The sequence below is a fragment of the Streptomyces sp. FH025 genome, assembly GCF_017427025.1.
Taxonomy (GTDB): domain Bacteria; phylum Actinomycetota; class Actinomycetes; order Streptomycetales; family Streptomycetaceae; genus Kitasatospora.
The window spans coordinates 1-1,616 of record NZ_JAFLNG010001097.1; the positions used below are offsets into that span (position 1 = coordinate 1).

The 1,616-nt window shown below is 72.0% G+C and carries 1 protein-coding gene and 1 pseudogene; one reads left to right on the top strand and one right to left on the bottom strand.

Features of this window, described 5'->3' with window-relative positions:
- Nucleotides 1-201, bottom strand: a pseudogene (locus J0670_RS37630) (hypothetical protein); the annotation flags it as partial.
- A gap of 7 nt (nt 202-208) precedes the next feature.
- Between J0670_RS37630 and J0670_RS37635 the strand changes: the two are divergent.
- Nucleotides 209-1,616: lipase maturation factor family protein (locus tag J0670_RS37635; RefSeq protein WP_207817269.1), on the top strand; the 1,408-nt coding region annotated here is incomplete at its 3' end.

A 1,616-nucleotide genomic window follows, 5' to 3' on the forward strand; every position in this document is an offset into this window, starting at 1 on the left:
CACTTCGCCGCTTCGCTGACTTCCCGCCCGCCCGTGCGCTTGCCCGTCCGGCCGTTCGTCCGCCTTCCCGTCCGCCTTCCCGTCCGTCTGCCCGTCCGCCTGCTCGTCCGTCTGCCCGTTCGCCCGCCCGGGCCGAGCGGGTGAACCGTCCGCCGCCCGCGCCCCGGCCGGGCCCGGCCGACGGCCTCCGGTGGTAGGCATGGGCCGCATGGACTGGTTCGCCGCCCCCGACTACTGGCTGAGCCGGCTGCTCGTCCAACGCCTGCTCGCCGGCCTCTACCTGATCGGATTCCTCGCCGCCGCCGTGCAGTTCCGCGCCCTCATCGGCGCCGACGGCATGCTGCCGGTACCCCGCTTCACCGCTCGCGTCCCGTTCCGCCGGGCGCCCGGCATCTTCCACCTCCACTACAGCGACCGCTTCTTCGCCGCCGTCGCGTGGAGCGGAGCCGCCCTGGCCGCCGCCGTCGCCGCCGGGCTCGGCGACGCCGTCCCGCTGTGGGCGTCGATCCTCCTCTGGGCGGTGCTCTGGGTCCTCTACCTCTCCATCGTCAACGTCGGGCAGACCTGGTACTCCTTCGGCTGGGAGTCGCTGCTGCTCGAAGCGGGCTTCCTCGCCGCCTTCCTGGGCAACGCCGACACCGCCCCGCCGACCCTGGTGCTGTGGCTGATGCGCTGGCTCGTCCTCCGGGTCGAGTTCGGCGCCGGACTGATCAAACTGCGCGGCGACCGCTGCTGGCGCGACCTGACCTGTCTGCGCTACCACCACGAGACCCAGCCCATGCCCGGACCGCTCAGCTGGTTCTTCCACCACCTGCCCGACCCGGTGCACCGGGTCGAGGCCGCCGCCAATCATGTCGTCCAACTCGTCGTACCGGTATGCCTGTTGTTCCCGCAGCCGATCGCGAGCTACGCGGCCTGCGCCATCGTCGCCAGCCAGCTGTGGCTGGTCGCCTCCGGCAACTTCGCCTGGCTCAACTGGCTGACCATCGTCCTGGCCCTCGCCGCCGTCGAACCGGCCGGCCTCGGCCTGCCCGTCCACACCCGCACCCACCCCGGCGCCCCCGTCTGGTACCAGGCGCTGGTGATCGCGCTCACCGCCCTCGTCCTCGTCCTCAGCTACTGGCCGGTGCGCAACATGGTCTCCCGCGGCCAGGTCATGAACCGCTCCTTCAACCGGCTGCACCTCGTCAACACCTACGGCGCCTTCGGCAGCATCAACCGGATCCGCCAGGAGGTCGTCGTCGAGGGCACCGACGAAGCCGTCCTCACCCCGCACACCGTCTGGCGCGAGTACGGCTTCAAGGGCAAACCCGGCGACGTGCGCCGCCTCCCGCGCCAGTACGCCCCCTACCACCTGCGGCTCGACTGGCTGATGTGGTTCGCCGGCATCTCGCCCGGCTACGCCCACCCCTGGTTCCTGCCCTTCGTCGCCCGCCTGCTGGCCGGTGACCGGGCCACCCTGCGACTGCTGCGCCACAACCCCTTCCCCGACGCCCCGCCGACCCACGTCCGGGCGACCCTCCATCTCTACCGGTTCACCGGATGGCGCGAACTGCGGGAAACCGGCGCGTGGTGGCACCGCACCGCGCTCCACGAGTACCTCGCACCGGTCGACC